Source organism: Lysinibacillus sp. NPDC093190, assembly GCF_050280425.1.
In the GTDB taxonomy this organism is placed as follows: domain Bacteria; phylum Bacillota; class Bacilli; order Bacillales_A; family Planococcaceae; genus Lysinibacillus.
The window spans coordinates 1-15,894 of sequence record NZ_JBNNVG010000047.1 but is presented as its reverse complement, the minus strand read 5'-3'; the positions used below and the strand labels follow the sequence as shown (position 1 = coordinate 15,894).

Sequence of the window (15,894 nt, the reverse complement as noted above, 5' to 3'; positions counted from 1 at the left end):
TTAAAATGAAAGTGTCATAATATGATGGAAATCAGCAGATTGAAGTTGCAATATTGACATATTTTTGCCAAAGGAAAAGAAAATAAATCTTCAAAATTTAGACATATTGGTTATTTTAGAAAGGACGTGTTTTATTAGGATAGAAAGGCGCAATGAATACTTTTGTTGGTATATTTTATTAACAGAAAACTTTCTATTCCTTATTTAGATAGAAAACTAAAAAACCAATTGCCGATTAAAAATTGCAATTGGTTCTTAGAGTAGATTTTTGATTTGTTAGTAGAAAATGATCAGCCAGGACTTGAAAAGGTGTAGATTAAGATTGGACTTTCATCCAGCGCGCATTTCTCCCTTTTGAAATAAGCTTGATTTCACCTAATATTTGCAAATCAGTTAAAGCTTTACTAATTGTACTTTCAGCTATATCTGGATAAATACTTCGAATGCATTCTTTTGTAAAAGATTGTTTTTGATTATGAATAAAATTCTGAATCCGCTCTACCTTAGTATGTTTACATATAGAATCCAGTACTCTGCTATGTAGATCCTTATAAGCCTCTAACATAATAATTAAGAACTCTTTTAACCAGAAGCTAATATTATGCCCATTACAGTACCAATTAACCGATGATTTATATATGGCTTCATAGTATTCTGATTCTCTTTTTTTTATATATTCATCTAAACAAACATATTTTACAAATGTATGTCCGCTTTTTACTAATAGTAATTGCATGAACATAAGCGTTAATCTACCATTGCCTTGACTAAAAGGGACTATGCAATAAAGATTCAATATAAAACGTGCTATCAATATAAGTGTAGGTAACTCTTTTTTACGGTATAATAAATTGTACTGGTTGCATAATTGTTCAACAGCTCGCGGAATATTTTCAGGTGGAAGAGGACGATAACAAATCGTATGCATCCCTTTTTCAGGAAGTCCTGGGATAGAGAATGGCTTTTGGCGCCATTTTGCACCATCAGAGGTATTATAATGTATTAATTGAAAATGCAATTCTTGTATAGTATCTGGACTGATAGAAAAAGTACAAGACTTTTTATGTACAAGAGTCAAAGTTTCATGAAAACAAAATATCGCATCTTCCGAAATGGATTGGGGTATCATATCATCTAAAATAAGTTCTTTTAATCTCTTATTTGAAACTTTTATATCCTCATAAACTGAAATATAGTTTTTTATGTATTGTAGAGGTATAGCTTTTTCAAGGCTAGTGAATATATCAGGTCTTTGCTCTTTATAAGCGGTCAACATTCCTTTATACTCACTAATTTCACTGACTAAGTTTATTAGTTGTTGCTCAATATTCATATACGGATCTTCGAAAAAATTTCTCATTTTGTTCCTCCTGTTACTATCTCTTAATGCTCTATTACAATAATTTTTTTTTTATTTTCTTAGGAATTCCTAATGTTATTCGAATAACATCCGGTTTAATAGAGCTTTTACTTTCTAAAAGAGGATTAATTTATTATTCAAATTTTTGTATAAAGTTACTACACTTTGAAATCATTTATTTATTCCAAAGGATGTATCGTATATAGAAGTTAGACGTTAGACATTATTAAATATCGGAATATTATCATTAAAATGTACTGATTTTTATATTATTTTTTTGTGACATTTTTTAAATGTAATTTTCTTATAGTTATAATACGTTTAGTAAATGAACATAAACAAAAATTTATTTCCACCAATATTCGAAACAAAACAATTATGCATCGGCATAATTGTTTCCGGAATTGGCTTTGTGCTTAGGCCAGCATAAGAGCCGACAAGTGTTTTTTGTGCGAAAGCGAAGCGGCAGCAGCCAGATGTTTTTGTAGATAAATTGCCACAGAACGTGGCGTTCTTAGACTGAATCCCTCTATTTCAGCGGATGTTTGAACACCCGCTGAAATAAGTTAAATTAACGAGCCCTTTATTATACTCATTCTATTTTTCCATTTCTCTCTCCACTGCTCGATTTTGCCATTCAAACCAAATTCCAGAGCATTCACTACAATGACTGTCTACTCCATTTTTTAAATAAATTATTCTGGAGTATTGCTTCATTCCAATACTAGATATTAGAAAATGGATTGAATAACACCTTAGCTAGAGCCTTTGAAATTTTTTATTTAAAAAATAAAAGAGGCTGGGACATAACTAAACGGTTCCTTCATAAAGCCGAATAATCTCTAAATTAACAAAACACGATAAATAGAAAAACCGAACTATTTTGAAACACTTCATGAGCGTTTCATTGGATAGTTCGGTATTTTTGTTGGCTGAAACACTTTTGTCCCAGCCTCACTTCAAAATATATTTTTTCTGTCTCAATGACTATTTCTTTAAAAATATCCCATCACCAACTTTTTTTCTCTTCATATTCTAAAATCAGACCGAATGTTGAGGGGGAAAAGTATGGGGATTGAATTGACGGCTCTCCCGTTGTTTTTATTGTCCTTATCATTGGCTTTATGGTTAAACGTCGCGATACCATCCTCATTTGTGTACAAGGCATCTTCATGCTAGCAATCGTTGCTACAGGTGATATAACTTCGTCTATTAGTGGTGTTTTTAACAGTTTTATTTATGCTATTACCGAGCTATTGTCGACCATTCTTATTATTTACCTGCACAAAGATAAATTGCAACTTGAGTTGTTTTTTGTTTTCATATACCGCAATGATATAAGTAGTACTTACTATCAGACAATTGTTTAGATATATAAATAATTTTTTCAAATTTTTCTATAGTGTCATCTCTATCAAAACTCAATAATTCATCATCGGAGTATTCATGGTAATAAATAAGTTTTTGGATTACACTTGGACCATTCTTAAATAAATCTCTCCAAGCAGTAAAAATAGAAATAAGGGAAGAAGCCGAATGTTCCCTACTTGTTTGGGATTTACTAGAAAAGCAGGGTTCATACATGGAATCCATGTAAGTGAATCAAAAATATATTCAAATACATTGTTATCAACTGTAATGTAATCAACAATTATATCCTTGTAATTGTCTCTATCCATACCAAAATTCAGAAAAAAATCATCATCTTGTGTTTCCGTCTTTTTTATCATCCACTCCAGGTGATCGTTAAAATATACTACCATGATTTATATGCAGACATCCCTACCATAAGGAATCAGACCACTCATTTTCCGATTCACCTGTTATCAAAATTTTCGCTCAAATAGAATAGAGCCGGTTTTACTTTGGGTAGCTTGCTTCATAAAATGGCCTTAAAGATACGGGACAAATCAAAGGAGCATAAGCGCAATATCATACAAGAAAAGCTTTATCATAAATGATATTCTAAAATTGTCATTACGAGGGGGCGATCGGAATGTTAAATGAAATTCGAACGGTTTATCTTGATTCTGAGCTAAACATCGAAGCTTATCGATTTAAAGGAATCATGCAAAAGTTTCCTTCTCATTTCCATGAATATTACGTGATTGGATTTATTGAAGAAGGTCAACGTTCTCTAATTTGTAAAGGTGAAGAATACATAATTAATCCAGGTGATTTATTATTATTTAACCCTTATGACACGCACAGTTGCGAACAGATAGATGGCAAAACACTAGATTATCGGTGCATTAATGTAACACCAGAAATCATGAAAAAGATGGTTTTAGAAATCAATGGCAACGAATGCCTGCCATGTTTCAACCAAAATGTTCTATATCATAGCGAACTTGTAGACAATTTAAGAGAGCTCCATTTAAAAATCTCGCAGGATGAGAGTGAGCTTCAGAAGGAAGAGCTATTTTTGTACTTATTGGAAGAGCTTATTCAGACATATTCTGACCTTACAACCCATCCACCAGCTTCTGAAAGCACATATGAAATTAAAACAGTGTGTAGTTATTTGGAGGAAAATTACACGAAGACGATTACGCTTAATGATTTAAGTGCCATATCAGGATGGAGCAAATATCACTTACTAAGAACTTTCACAAAAAAAATGGGCATCTCCCCTAACAGCTACTTGGAAACAATTCGAGTAAATCATGCCAAAGAGTTGTTGGAACAAGGTATAAAGCCCATCGAAGTAACTTTCTTTACAGGATTTAGTGATCAAAGTCATTTTACTAAATTCTTTAAAAGACAGGTTGGGTTAACACCAAAACAGTATATGAGAATTTTCGAAATTGAAGGAGAAACACGATGAGTAATCTTAAAACAAAATGCGTGCTTGTCATTGATGAGAAATTACCTCTAGGTCTGATCGCCAACACAGCAGCTATCTTGGGCGTAACCCTTGGAACGTATGCTCCCGAGTTAGTTGGTGGCACTGTCTCAGACGGTTCAGGTATTGAACATTTAGGAATTGTGAAAACGCCAATTCCAATCTTAAAGGGGAGCACTTCCCTACTCCACGAACTAAGAGATAAAACTATGTCAGAACCATTTTCTGATATGCTTGTCGTAGATTTTTCTGATACAGCACAGGGCTGTAAATCGTATGAAGAATACATAAATAAACTGCAAGCAATATCAAAATCCGACTACAAATACTTTGGTCTTGGCATCTATGGCGAAAAGAAAAAAGTAAATAGTTTAACTGGTAGTTTCCCTCTTTTGAGGTAAGCGGGGTACAGAATTTATAATAAAACGAGGAGGAGTAAGATGGAAAACTTACTAGCATATGTCTTAATGGCCATTATGATGTCTATGTTGCCCGGTACAGATACGGTACTTATCATGAAAAATACGCTTAGCCACGGAGCAAAAGCCGGGCGTTATACGATATTCGGCATGGCGACAGGTCTTACTTTTTGGACCATTATTGCCGTTTTCGGTTTGTCAGTTGTCATTGCCCAGTCCCTGCTTCTTTTCAATGCCATCAAGTATATGGGAGCTGCCTATTTACTTTACTTAGGTGTAAAAACATTTTTTACGAAAAGTACACTTTCATTGGAAGCTGTTCAAGTAGGAAGCCAGCATTCAAATGACAAATCAGTGCACTATCATCATAAAGAATACTATTTACAAGGAGCCATTAGTAATATTCTTAACCCAAAGACGATTTTGGTCTATATAACGTTTATGCCACAATTCATTAATCTTAATGGAAATACAAATCAACAATTGATCGTTTTAGGTTTAATACTCACTTTAGTAGCCGTGGGATGGTTTATGATTTTGGTTTATCTAATAGATCATCTGAAGAAGTGGTTGAATAAACCTAAGTTCCAAACACTCTTCCAAAAGTCTACTGGCATAATGTTAATTGGATTTGGCGTAAAAACAGCCCTTTAGCGTGTTCAAGGATTACTTTTAGCACCGTCATACGCTGGCGGTGCTAAACATATTAATTCCCTTCTACCTATTGTGACTTACTGGCGTTAAGCTTACATTAGACTTGAGCTATACTAAAAATGTTTTTTATTACAGAAAAAAGAAGATAACATGTTTGGCATTGCAAACTATGAACCCATGAAAAAGAATTCCTTTGTATCAAATAGATTGAGTATTCCTTGTCCACGGTCATTAAGATCACTAAATTTCTCGTTATGACATACTTCAATTCATTATCGTGAGCAATGGCATTTGAAAAGCTGCCGCCTGAAAAATACAGACAGCAACTTCAAATAGAGTAGTTGTTATGATCTGTGCAAGCTACAGTAAATAATTTAATTTTCTATTAGTTTTTTGACATACTCATTTTTTGAGATGTTTCTCTTTTTTTATTTTGTAACTAATGTAACTAATAAACAGCGATTGGCCCATAAGGACCTTCGATAATTTCTATTTTTGTTTCAAAAATATCTGTCAAAATTTTCGAGTCCATAACCTCTTCTACTGTTCCAAAAGCGGCAATTTGTCCATCTTTCATAGCACAAATTCTATCAGAATATTTGGCTGCAAAATTTATATCATGCATAACAGTCAGAATTGTTCTTCCAAATTCATTAGCCGCACGTCTCAAATGCTCCATCATTTGAACAGAACGAGCAACATCAAGGTTGTTCAGAGGCTCGTCCAAAAGTACATATTCAGTCTCTTGGCATAAAACCATTGCTACATATGCCCTTTGTCTTTGACCACCTGAAAGCTCATCTAAATATCGATCTTCTAAATCAGTCAAGTCTAAAAAATCGATATATTTAGAAATAATAGCCTCATCTTCTTTCGTTAATCTTCCCTTTGAATAAGGAAATCGTCCAAATCCAACTAGTTGTCTAATAGTAAGCCTAGTTACGAAATGATTTTCTTGTCGCAATATAGTCAAAATTTTTGCTAAGTCTTTTGATTTAGATCCAGAAATATCCATATCCGCCACTTGAATTTGACCTTCCTCCATATTCAAAAGTCTTCCAATCATCAAAAGTGTCGTAGACTTTCCAGCACCATTTGGACCAATTAAAGAAGTAAAACCCGCTTTTGGTATTTCAATATTCAAAGGTCCTATTTTTACCTTATCAGTATAGAACTTTTTAACATTTTCAATTTTTATCATAAAGCCCTCTTCCTTAAAACTACAGTTAAAAATATTATTCCACCAAATAATTCGATAATAACCGAAACTACACCTTGAGCATGGAATACATGATACATCAAAAAGTATGCACTCGTTATTATCAAAAATCCTATAGCAAGAGCCATTGGAAAAATATATCTATGATCATAAGTTGACGCCGCCTGATAGCTCAAAGTTGCTACTAAAAAGCCATAGAAAGTAAGTGGTCCAATCAAAGCTGTTGAAATTGACATCAAAATAGCAACTAAGACAAGCGTATAAATTACACTAGATTGATATTTAACTCCAAAAGAAGTAGCAACATCCTTTCCTAGTGACAATATATTTAGATTCTTAGAATGAGCAAGAAGTAATAATGCTACAATTATTACCATAGGAATTACGATAGGAAAATATGCAGAATCTGCATTATTAACAGAACCAAACAATCTTGCCTGTAAAATATCAAATTCAGAAGGCGCAAGTAGTCTTCTCATGAAAGTTGACACAGAATTTAACCCAGTGCCCATAATAATTCCAACTAAAAGCATAAGTTGTAAATTCCCGTATTTACCAGAAAGTAACCATCCATAAAGTATCAAACTCATCAAGACCATAACTACAACTTGAAATAAAAATGATCCAATTCCACTAAAATTTATCAATGCACTAGCACCAAAGAAAAATATTGTACTAGTATGAATTGTTGAGTAAAGTGATTCGAAACCTAAAAGCGAAGGGGTTATAATCCTATTATTCGTAATTGATTGGAAAGCAACAGTCGACAAGCTCTGGCAAACTGCAGCAATAATCATTGCAACAAGAGCTACGATCCTTCTCTTAACAACTGGGATAAAAGAAGGTGAATCTACTGGAACTGGATTGTTATAAACTAAAAGTCCATATGAGGCAAGGATGCCCAAAGCAATCAATGTTATCAGCAATATCCAATAACGCCTTTCTTCCTTCTTAGAACGAAAAGCCCTAGCTGATCTATTTTCATTATGAAGGCTAGAATCGATTTCGACATTTTCTTTATTTCTATATTCCAATGTGCTCATCGTAGCCTCCCTGGTTTTCTTTGTCTCAATAAAATAGTAATAAACACGACTGACCCCACTGTTCCAAGTATTAAAGAAACAGGTACTTCAAAAGGCATTATAATTGTTCGAGAAATTATGTCACAGGCAGTTATAGTCCCTATTCCTATCACACATACCCAAGGTAAATTACTCCTAAGATCATCGCCTCTAAACATTGAAACAATGTTTGGGACAATTAAACCCAAGAAAGGTAAGTTTCCAATAACAGCTGCAACAATTCCAACTGCAATAGAAATAAGGGCAGTCCCCAAAAGAACAATCCTATTGTAATTAACGCCAAGGCTTGTTGCGACATCTTCTCCTAGTCCAGCTAAAGTCAATCTATTAGCATAAAGAAAAATAAGCAAAGTAACGATAACAATTAGCCATAAATATTCATACCTTCCCACCTGAACGGCCGCAAAAGAACCTACAAACCAAGTTTCAATACTTTGCGTCATTTGAAAAAGGAGTCCCATAAAAGTGGACACTGCAGAAATGACCGCTCCAAGCATCAATCCAATAATTGGGACAATTAAAGACGAACGAAGTTTAACTCTTCTTAAAAATAAAAAGAAAATCATAGTTCCTATAAAAGAAAAAATGATTGCACCAGTCATTCTTAGAACTAAAGTCGGGGCAGGAAATAATAAATAAACAAGAAGCAGCCCTAAACCTGACCATTCAATAGTCCCTGTTGTAGTAGGTTCAACAAAACGATTCTGTGTAATCAGTTGCATTACGAGTCCTGCCATTGACATTGCAGCTCCAGTAAGCATTAATGCAACTGTTCTCGGAACACGAGTTATGAAAAACATCTCCATTCCATCCTCTTGTCCACGTATATCATAAACTCCAGTAAACAGTGATATAATGCCTAAAATAATAACAACTATAATCGCTAATATAAAAGGTTTTGTCCATATCTTATTGTAGTTATAAAACTGGGGTTGAGAACTTATCTCAACCCTAGAAGTTACATTTTTCAGCACTATTTTATACTCCTTTACACTACTTAGCTTTAGCTAAAGTATTTGCAAGGTTTTCAAACAACTCTATATAAGTCTGAATTGATTCATTTGTGTAAGTATCTGCTGGTGCATAAACAATATGTTTTTTAGAAACAGCAGTTGTTTTTTGAAGAGCAGGAGCGTTAGCAATAACATCTTGAGCAGGAACTGAATCTTTTTCACCAGATATTGCAGCATCACGATCTAATACGAAAAGCCAATCAGGATTACTTTGTGCAATAGCTTCAACAGAAACTTCATCACCTTTATGATCTGAAGTAGAATCGGCAACTTCTAATGCTGGAGCCCAACCGAAAATTTCATACATTGGTCCCCAAACACGTCCAGAATGAGGAGCTGAAAAACCAATATCTCCACCACCAACGATAACACTCATAACTTTATCTGTTCCATTATAAGCAGATTTAGCATTTTCGATAACTTTGTCAAAATCAGCTACCACTTGTTTAGCTTCTTCATTTTTATCGAAAATTTTCCCTAAAGCAATTGTAGAATTTTTAAGTCCATTTACTAAGTTTTCCCCAGGCGTAGCAGCTTCCTCAGAAACATCTACATTAAGATCAATAACAACTGCATTTGGTACTAATTTTTTGATATCTTCGTAATAGCCAGCAAATCTTTGACCGATGATTACAAGTTCAGGGTTTGCAGCTGCAATAATTTCAAGATTTGGTTCGCGGTGATTTCCAATATTTTGAACTGAATCGTCCTTTACATATGGTGAATCCGCAGGCATTACATCCTTTGGAACAGCTACTAAGTCAATTTTCCAATCAGCTAAAGTTTCAAAAGTTCTATTATCCAAAGCAACTACATTCTTTGGATTTACAGGAACAGTAACAGTTCCATGAGCATCAGTGATTTCAACTGTCGTAGGCTTAGCAACCTCTTCGCTTCCACTATCTTCATTAGACTTTGACTCTTCATTAGTTTTATTATTTGAGCAAGCTGCTAACATCAAAGTCAAAACTGCCATAATTCCAACTAATTTTAAAAACATAGATTTCTTCATACATAAACTCCTTATATAATTTATTTTGAAAACGATGAAGTCTATAGATTGAATTGGATAGTAATTGCCAACCACCCCAATTGCTATTGATAATCATTTTCATTTGTTTGTTCTGTGAATTAGTATAGTTTTTAATTCTGTGAAAATCTTGTGAATGATGTAAGTTGATAAATAAAGTTGCTTTCAAGCATAGATTGGCTACAAAAAAGTAATACGTGAAGTTAATAGAACAAAAAAACGAGCAAAACTGGTTGAAACTGTTTTTACTCGTGTTTTTTCGATTATGTTTAATATTGATTACTGTGACAAACTGTACTTTACCTATTATCTTATTTTTACTATTCAATCATTGAATAGCCCCTGCCATGGATTGTTTGAATATACCTGTCTTTCTTCGCGCACTTTAGCTTTTTTCTTAGATACCCAATATATAAATCCACTACATTTGGATTTACTGCTACGTCATAACCCCAAACCTGGTTCAAAAGCATTTCTCGGCTCAATATTGTATTTTTATTCTTGATTAAAAATACAAGTAGGTCATACTCGCGCTTAGTAAGCGGGAGATTTTCGCCACCTTTTGTCACAATATTGCGGGTTGCATCCACGAAGAGATCTTTAAACCGAAAGTAATCAGTCTCGATTGGCTGGAAACCGTCCCCTCTTCTTAAAATAACTTTTATCCTTGCTACTAATTCTTCTTTCACAAATGGTTTTCTTATATAATCATCTGCTCCTGCTTGTAATCCTGCTATGCAGTCCTTGCTGGACACATTGTCGGTCACAATGATTATTGGGGTCGTTTTAACGGCCCTTATTTGTCTGCAAATTTCCGGTCCAGACATACTTAACGAATCCCAATCCAATATGATAAGATCCCAATCTTGCTCATATACTATATTTAAACCTTTGTTTTCATTGTGAAGTGTTAATATGAAATAGCCTTCTTGCTTTAAACCGCTTCCGATTTTCTTTGCTAATGACCGTTCATTCTTAATTACCAACACCTGCTTCACCTATGGTTCACCTCTACTTCATTACATAAAATAATTTATCAAAAGATTATCGGATTTATAAAACTTAAATTTCTAAAAAACTATTATTACAACTCATAAGGATCAATAAATATGTATAAAAGGTTAAACGTCACGACGCCACACTCATTTGTGTATTAGGCATCTTCATGCTGGCATAAATAAATCAAATAACCGCCGGAATGCGAATTTGCTAGACTTGTGAATTCTAGTCTACTTCCACAATATCGACAATGATTATCATTGTCAATTAAAATCAGAACCACCTGTATGTACCAAGTGGTCTGCTTCCGCCTTTATCGATAAGTATTTTTCCAGGAAATAACGATTTTCATATTACACCTCTTTTATTTTATTATTACTTTTTCAATTATCAGCTCCTACTATTATAGTGAGACCATTGCATCGTATTCTATATTCATTAGAAAAATCCAGCTTGCTATAGCAGAAGGTACAATCCACATATATTGTTTCATAATTCGTTGCTATGGCGGTTCTATCCACGATTTTGGCGGGCTATCCACGTCTTTGGCTTCTCTATCCGTCACCTTGGCTCTTCTTTCCGTCATTTCGACTATTCTATCCGTCGCTCTGACCATGCTTTCCGTCGCTTCTGCCACTCTATCCGTCACTTCGACCGCTTTCCGTCGTTCTGATTAAGTCGAAATTTTTCAAAACCATCACCAACTTTTTTCTCCTCATATTCTATAGAATCAGATCGAATATTGAAGAGAAACGTATGGGGGTTGAATTTACTGCTCTCCATTGGATTTACGTTGTTTTTATTGTCCTTATCATTGGCTTTATGGTTAAACGTCGCGATACCACCCTCATTTGTGTACTTGGCATCTTCATGCTAGCAATCGTTGCTACAGGCGATTTAACTTCGTCCATTAGTGGCGTTTTTAATAGTTTTATTTATGCCATTACAGAGCTGTTGTCGATTATTCTTATTATTTCCATTATTGTTGCCATGAGTCGGGTTATGATGATTTCTGGTATTAATGAGATCATGATTGCTCCTTTTACAAAAATCATTAAAACACCTGCACTTGCTTATTGGACGATTGGTCTGTTAATGATGTTTATTTCGTGGTTCTTTTGGCCATCACCGGCTGTGGCACTGTTAGGGGCGGTTTTGTTACCTGTTGCCCTACGTGCAGGCTTACCAGCACTTGGAGTGGCGAACGCCAACAAAAGAATCTTTTTGACTACATAAAACTAATGCTATATTCATTACATTTCTTTCAGTTACAACCTCCAAAAAAGCTTAGGAACAACTCCTAAGCCTTTCTATTATTGAGTAATGCTTGATTAGAATTTTTTTAATAGCACTCCATTCTGAAAAATTTTAATCAAAATTGAGTTTATCTCTTTTATTTAGTATTAGATTTTTAATAAAGTTTGATTATTTTTTACTCCTTATTTCACTAAAGCTCCTCGTTACTTTAAGTACCATCCTTCACAAATCAATAATCTTAACAATCTTTTATAGTCCTTTTTCGCTAATCCGTTTAATGAATAATAACACTACCAAAATTGCAATACAGCCCCACCAAATGCTTAATAATGATTCATTTAACGAACCTGGATGTTCACCCTCCAATTTGCAAACTCTCACCTCGCCCATCGTTTTTTATACGTTGCTGTCCCATATTGCATAATAAAAAGTCATACCCTTTTGGATATGACCTTTAGTTAACAATATTTTTAACCTATCATCATTAAATTTTTTAAGACGACTCACTATACAAAAGGAGCAATCCCATTCTAATTCTAAAAAAATTTTCAATAGGATGAATACCTCCTTTCTCTTTCTATAACTATACATATTATAGAAAGAGAAAGGAGGTATTCACATGGGTTACTTCGGAAATATGGGTAATTACAACAACAATTGTTGTTACGGAGGTTATAACGGCGGTGGCTATGGTGGTTCCTCATTCGTCCTAATTGTTGTTCTATTCATTCTTTTAATTATTGTCGGCGCTACTTTCTTGTATTAATCTCAAAACCTCTTTTGTTCACAACATAGGAATAAATAATAGGATAAAGTTAATTAGCCATACACCTCCTTATTTTAGGGTCACTTTTACCAGAGTGATCCTTTTCATTTTAACCTTCCTGATATTGATTCAAAATCAAGTGAAAGTCTATCAGACTATTCTTCGTTGTATTCTCAATGTCATAACATTTTTTTCAATTTATAAGACTTTATTTTTGTAAAATAGATAAATATCGCAATTCCTTTTGACAACTATTCATATTATAGATTATAGATTATAGATTATAGAAAGGAGGAAAATTATTATGTCTCAGGAATATGGTGGCTGGGGTGGCGGTTCAGCATTTGCGCTACTTATTGTTCTATTCATTCTTCTGATTATTATCGGCGCTACTTTCATGCGTTATTAATACCCAATACCGCCTCTAATGCTCATAATTATTAGGGTACTCCTACACCTTCAAATCTTTACTAAGGGTCACTATCCTCCGTGTGACCCTTTTAAATATTTTTCCTCTTTCAATGTCATGCTCAACCATTATAGGCATAATAAAAAGCCATACCCGACTAAAGTGTACCCTTTGTAAAGGACATTTTGAAAAAAAGCTAGGTAACTTGAAGCTGCTGTCTGTATTTTGCAGGCGGCAGCTTTTTCAAGTTCCATTGCCCTCGATAATGGTTGTAATAGATCATATAACTTTTCACTTCTCGTTTTACTTCTTCTAATGTTTCGCACGCTTTCAGATTGGTTTCATCTTTAAAATGACCGAAGAAGGATTCTTGAGGGGCGTTATCCCAACAGTTTCCTCGGCGTGACATCGATTGCCCTAGTCCCATTTTTTTCACAAGTTTCTGAAATTGTGGATTTGTATAATGGAATCCTTGATCTGAATGAATAAATGCATCTCCCGTTATATGATGGTGATTTTGCTTCAATTTACGCAGTGTATTTAGCGCGATATCTATACTTAATGAGGCAGATACTTCATACGCTAAAATTTCATTTGTCTCAGCGTCCTTAATCGTTGATAAATAAGCACGTTTGCCGTTTCCGTAAGTCAAATACGTGATATCTGTTAATAATACTTTTCCTGCTACACCTTGTTTAAAGTTACGCTGTAATTCATTTGAACATGTACGATGTTCTTTTGTCGCTTTGGCCATTCTACGTGCCGGATTCGCTTTTCGAATTGGGCATACAATTTCGAATTTCTTCATAATACGGCGAATACGTTTTAAGTTATACGTAATCCCATATTGATTTTCTAACGTCATTTTAATTTGGCGTGCACCTTTCCTACGTCCTCGGAAATGATACGCTTTTAAAATGATTTCTTTGACGGTTTCATCTGCTAACTCTTGGGCTGCACGCTTTTGTGCTGATTTTTCTGTGAAATAATTATAGTAACCTGAACGAGATACGCCCATGATTTCACATAGATAGCTTACTAAACGTTTTAGTTTATATTTTTGAATCGTTTTACTGATTAAATCAAATTTTAGTTCTGTTGCAATTGTTATTTCTTCTTTAACATCTGCCTTTCGAGTAGATCGAGCTTTTTTAAAAGTTCATTCTCCGCTTGTAATAATCGATTTTTCGCTTCTAATCGTGCAATTTTTTCTTCTAAACTTAATTCCCGTTCTATTGGACGACCTGAATTCGTTTTCCGTGTATCTTGTAGACCCGCTACTCCAGTTGTACGATAAGCTGCACGCCAACGCTTTCCCGCTGAGCTAATGCGCTTCAAACCAATCAGTTCAACATCTAAACCTGCCTCTTCAAAAATCGTTCTTGGGAGTTTTCCTTTTTCATTTTCTGCAATAAAATGGCGTTTAAATTCCTCAGTATAAGTAATCGCTTTATCACTAATAGCTTGGACATTAGGATTACAGTTTAATTGTTCTTGCTCTTTTTTAGTAAATAATCTTTTCGTCATTTCATTCCGCTCCGACATCTTTTTTCTAATTATAAACAAAAGTACCCTATAGGATAGACTTTTTTCAAAGTGTCTATCTTATAGGGTACAGTTTAGATTGGATATGACTTAGCTAACATCTATTATTTTTTCTTGATAGTGTATACCTATTTTTAACATATTTATTTTTATACATTTTTCTAACGCATCCTAAGATAAATATCGCAATCCCTTTTGAAAACTATACATATTATAGATTATAGAAAGGAGGGATATTTTATGGAATACTGCGGAGAATTTCGCGAAGAGCGTCGCGAACGAAACCCATTCGCTTTAGTCGTTGTTCTATTCATTCTTCTGATTATTGTCGGCGCTACTTTCATGCATAGAGGTTACTAATACCCAATACCGCCTATATTGCTCATAACTACTGTAAGGTAATACTAATTTAACCTTACACTTTCAAACCTTTACTAAGGGTCACTATCCTCCGGGTGATCCTTTTAAATTTTCCTCTTTCAATTTTGCACTCAACTTCTCAAGGCATAAAAAAAGCCACACCTTGTTAGATGTGACTCAGTAGTGTTGACGTACCAGTGAACGTCTTGAACGACATCTTTACGACACGACTATAACTGTAACCGCAACCCATCTGTACCAAATAAAAGTACTGACATCGAGTGAATCGCCTCTTTCAGATCCCTTTGTGCTGTACGTTCATGGACATTATGCAAATCTGCTATTTCAACGTATGTCATTTTTTCATCTTTTATATAAAAATGCATTAGTGTTTCATATCTTCGTACCGCTTCTGCTCCCAAGTGTTTACAATCCATTTCGTAAACTTTAACCATATTATCAATGAACCGCATCATAGCAAGTGTACGAGCTTCACTTCTTTTTATAGATTCTAATGTAAGGTATTCTTTATCAGGAGTGATTATTTCCTCTTGCTCCCCATCTTCTAAATCCATATTCTCTTTCATTTCATTACAGTACACTTTTAAATGACGATAATTTTTCAACAATATTCTCGTATTGAAAAGCCGTCTATCCAATCTCTTAGTTTTTTCTTCTTGTTGAAGTTCATTAAACTTTGCAATGGCTACCTCAGCTATTGCAGCTATTTGTTCTTGTGCGATACTACTCATTAGCACACCTCCAATTATTATAGCGTGTTACGATGCTACGGCTTTTTTATTTTTAAATTTATTTCACAGGCAATTCACTATACAAATATAGCTATCACGACATATTAATAGTAGTGTAAAGCTAATTTAGCCTTACACCTCCGAATCTTGTTACTAAGGGTCACTTCTATCCCAAGTGACCCTC

At 34.3% G+C, this 15,894-nt stretch carries 14 protein-coding genes and 2 pseudogenes; 8 read left to right on the top strand and 8 right to left on the bottom strand.

All coding sequences use genetic code 11. The features are described from left to right. Positions 1-316 precede the first annotated feature (316 nt). Entirely contained in the window at positions 317-1,360 is a 1,044-nt protein-coding gene (locus ACQKOF_RS23565; protein WP_427562457.1) for a Fic family protein, read from the bottom strand. 1,068 nt (positions 1,361-2,428) lie between these two features. On the opposite strand from ACQKOF_RS23565, the pseudogene ACQKOF_RS23560 reads away from it, so the two are divergent. The 4 genes and pseudogenes from ACQKOF_RS23560 to ACQKOF_RS23545 form a co-directional block, all read left to right on the top strand. Continuing rightward, positions 2,429-2,637 (top strand): annotated as a pseudogene (locus ACQKOF_RS23560) (hypothetical protein); the annotation flags it as partial. Positions 2,638-3,356: 719 nt separating this feature from the next. Next, positions 3,357-4,187 (top strand): AraC family ligand binding domain-containing protein, encoded by an 831-nt coding sequence (locus ACQKOF_RS23555; RefSeq protein ID WP_427562454.1) that lies wholly within the window; start codon positions 3,357-3,359, stop codon positions 4,185-4,187. Further along, positions 4,184-4,606, top strand: a complete 423-nt coding sequence (locus tag ACQKOF_RS23550) for a DUF2000 domain-containing protein (RefSeq protein WP_427562452.1) — start codon at positions 4,184-4,186, stop codon at positions 4,604-4,606. Before ACQKOF_RS23555 ends, ACQKOF_RS23550 begins: the two co-directional genes overlap by 4 nt. A 39-nt stretch (positions 4,607-4,645) precedes the next feature. Further along, complete coding sequence (locus ACQKOF_RS23545; protein ID WP_427562450.1) at positions 4,646-5,278, top strand: LysE family translocator; 633 nt, start codon at positions 4,646-4,648, stop codon at positions 5,276-5,278. A 448-nt stretch (positions 5,279-5,726) separates the two neighbouring features. Here ACQKOF_RS23545 and ACQKOF_RS23540 read toward each other — a convergent pair whose 3' ends face one another. The 5 genes from ACQKOF_RS23540 to ACQKOF_RS23520 all read right to left on the bottom strand — a co-directional run bounded on the left by ACQKOF_RS23540 (position 5,727) and on the right by ACQKOF_RS23520 (position 10,620). After that, the gene (locus ACQKOF_RS23540) at positions 5,727-6,479 is read right to left on the bottom strand and encodes an ABC transporter ATP-binding protein (protein ID WP_427562448.1); all 753 of its coding nucleotides are present in this window, start codon (positions 6,477-6,479) and stop codon (positions 5,727-5,729) included. Further along, complete coding sequence (locus ACQKOF_RS23535) at positions 6,476-7,540, bottom strand: iron chelate uptake ABC transporter family permease subunit (protein ID WP_427562445.1); 1,065 nt, start codon at positions 7,538-7,540, stop codon at positions 6,476-6,478. Before ACQKOF_RS23535 ends, ACQKOF_RS23540 begins: the two co-directional genes overlap by 4 nt. Next, complete coding sequence (locus ACQKOF_RS23530; RefSeq protein ID WP_427562442.1) at positions 7,537-8,553, bottom strand: ABC transporter permease; 1,017 nt, start codon at positions 8,551-8,553, stop codon at positions 7,537-7,539. Before ACQKOF_RS23530 ends, ACQKOF_RS23535 begins: the two co-directional genes overlap by 4 nt. Before the next feature lie 19 nt (positions 8,554-8,572). After that, the gene (locus tag ACQKOF_RS23525; RefSeq protein WP_427562439.1) at positions 8,573-9,604 is read right to left on the bottom strand and encodes a siderophore ABC transporter substrate-binding protein; all 1,032 of its coding nucleotides are present in this window, start codon (positions 9,602-9,604) and stop codon (positions 8,573-8,575) included. 338 nt (positions 9,605-9,942) lie between these two features. Beyond that, positions 9,943-10,620: a response regulator transcription factor gene (locus tag ACQKOF_RS23520; RefSeq protein ID WP_427562437.1), complete on the bottom strand. Its 678-nt coding sequence runs from the start codon at positions 10,618-10,620 to the stop codon at positions 9,943-9,945. Positions 10,621-11,377: 757 nt separating this feature from the next. On the opposite strand from ACQKOF_RS23520, the pseudogene ACQKOF_RS23515 reads away from it, so the two are divergent. From ACQKOF_RS23515 to ACQKOF_RS23505, 3 genes and pseudogenes are all read left to right on the top strand, one after another. Continuing rightward, positions 11,378-11,830: pseudogene (locus ACQKOF_RS23515) on the top strand (hypothetical protein); the annotation flags it as partial. Between the two features lie 685 nt (positions 11,831-12,515). Beyond that, positions 12,516-12,644 (top strand): YjcZ family sporulation protein, encoded by a 129-nt coding sequence (locus tag ACQKOF_RS23510; RefSeq protein WP_427562489.1) that lies wholly within the window; start codon positions 12,516-12,518, stop codon positions 12,642-12,644. Positions 12,645-12,948: 304 nt separating this feature from the next. After that, the gene (locus tag ACQKOF_RS23505; protein WP_427562434.1) at positions 12,949-13,053 is read left to right on the top strand and encodes a YjcZ family sporulation protein; all 105 of its coding nucleotides are present in this window, start codon (positions 12,949-12,951) and stop codon (positions 13,051-13,053) included. 196 nt (positions 13,054-13,249) lie between these two features. Here the strand turns inward: ACQKOF_RS23505 and ACQKOF_RS23500 are convergent. Further along, positions 13,250-14,580 (bottom strand): IS3 family transposase gene (locus ACQKOF_RS23500; RefSeq protein ID WP_427562431.1). Its coding sequence is split into 2 segments (ribosomal slippage): positions 13,250-14,199 and positions 14,199-14,580, totalling 1,332 coding nucleotides; the frame shifts between segments, so codons are not numbered across the junction. A gap of 258 nt (positions 14,581-14,838) precedes the next feature. Here ACQKOF_RS23500 and ACQKOF_RS23495 point away from each other — a divergent pair. Continuing rightward, the gene (locus ACQKOF_RS23495; protein WP_370041794.1) at positions 14,839-14,958 is read left to right on the top strand and encodes a YjcZ family sporulation protein; all 120 of its coding nucleotides are present in this window, start codon (positions 14,839-14,841) and stop codon (positions 14,956-14,958) included. Between the two features lie 230 nt (positions 14,959-15,188). On the opposite strand, the gene ACQKOF_RS23490 is transcribed toward ACQKOF_RS23495, so the two are convergent. Further along, positions 15,189-15,710 (bottom strand): hypothetical protein, encoded by a 522-nt coding sequence (locus tag ACQKOF_RS23490; protein WP_427562429.1) that lies wholly within the window; start codon positions 15,708-15,710, stop codon positions 15,189-15,191. Positions 15,711-15,894: the final 184 nt, after the last annotated feature.

Coding starts and splice junctions, on each gene's coding strand:
- ACQKOF_RS23565 (WP_427562457.1), bottom strand. CDS start 1,360: ATGAGAAATTTTTTCGAAGATCCGTATATGAATATTGAGCAACAACTA.
- ACQKOF_RS23540 (WP_427562448.1), bottom strand. CDS start 6,479: ATGATAAAAATTGAAAATGTTAAAAAGTTCTATACTGATAAGGTAAAA.
- ACQKOF_RS23495 (WP_370041794.1), top strand. CDS start 14,839: ATGGAATACTGCGGAGAATTTCGCGAAGAGCGTCGCGAACGAAACCCA.
- ACQKOF_RS23490 (WP_427562429.1), bottom strand. CDS start 15,710: ATGAGTAGTATCGCACAAGAACAAATAGCTGCAATAGCTGAGGTAGCC.
- ACQKOF_RS23525 (WP_427562439.1), bottom strand. CDS start 9,604: ATGAAGAAATCTATGTTTTTAAAATTAGTTGGAATTATGGCAGTTTTG.
- ACQKOF_RS23510 (WP_427562489.1), top strand. CDS start 12,516: ATGGGTAATTACAACAACAATTGTTGTTACGGAGGTTATAACGGCGGT.
- ACQKOF_RS23535 (WP_427562445.1), bottom strand. CDS start 7,540: ATGAGCACATTGGAATATAGAAATAAAGAAAATGTCGAAATCGATTCT.
- ACQKOF_RS23555 (WP_427562454.1), top strand. CDS start 3,357: ATGTTAAATGAAATTCGAACGGTTTATCTTGATTCTGAGCTAAACATC.
- ACQKOF_RS23505 (WP_427562434.1), top strand. CDS start 12,949: ATGTCTCAGGAATATGGTGGCTGGGGTGGCGGTTCAGCATTTGCGCTA.
- ACQKOF_RS23550 (WP_427562452.1), top strand. CDS start 4,184: ATGAGTAATCTTAAAACAAAATGCGTGCTTGTCATTGATGAGAAATTA.
- ACQKOF_RS23545 (WP_427562450.1), top strand. CDS start 4,646: ATGGAAAACTTACTAGCATATGTCTTAATGGCCATTATGATGTCTATG.